General features: G+C 41.3%; 1 protein-coding gene. It reads left to right on the forward strand.

Features of this window, described 5'->3' with window-relative positions:
* A partial coding sequence (locus tag F1381_RS28670) for a hypothetical protein (protein ID WP_222850499.1) occupies nt 1–220 on the forward strand: 220 nt, incomplete at its 5' end.
* Between the last annotated feature and the right edge of the window lie 499 nt (nt 221–719).

Consider the following 719-nt stretch of genomic DNA (forward strand, 5'->3'; position numbering starts at 1 on the left):
AATGTGTCTAAGTACGTTCCACGTGCATACCGTTGTGATTGCGCAATCTATTCAGTCAAATTGTATAGGACCGATTACTCAAACTTTACTCGTGAACGAGCAATCACCAAGACGGATTAGCGGTTCGAATGACTGGTTTCTTGGTATTAAAGAGACGTCGATAGCTAAGGTGTATAAGTTAAATATTTTGACATTGCTGGTGATCGCCGCTGTGGTCTAATGGTATATACGGCGGACTACAAGCCTAAAGGTTGCGGGTTCAAATCCCGTACCGGGATTTGAACCCGCAACCTTTAGGCTTGTAATCGCTTTGTCCCATTATTTGCTTATAAGACTATGTTAACAAATGCCGAAAATTGAAGTTTTAAATGTTAGTTACTAGTATATAAAACCGACAAACATTTGTGTATTTCTACAAGAAAATATTTTTACACGGGACGTCATGCCGTGTTCTGCCAATATCTTTCAAACTAGGTAAGATACAAACTTGCCGCTAAGCCACCATCCAGCCACTGCTCGTCCGCGTTCAGCAAGCCATATAACGTTTAAATCGGACGTCTTTAGGCTGAGATATTACAGAAACGCCTATTAGAAAATCTCTATATAACATTGAATTAAAATTTTACACGCGACTGTACGCCGTGTTCTGCTTTATAACTTTGGAACCGGCACAGATGCTCGCTTGCAATTTCCTCATCGTTCAGCCACTGCTCTCCCGC

It is taken from the genome of Paenibacillus tengchongensis (genome assembly GCF_008973665.1).
GTDB lineage: Bacteria > Bacillota > Bacilli > Paenibacillales > Paenibacillaceae > Paenibacillus_AQ > Paenibacillus_AQ tengchongensis.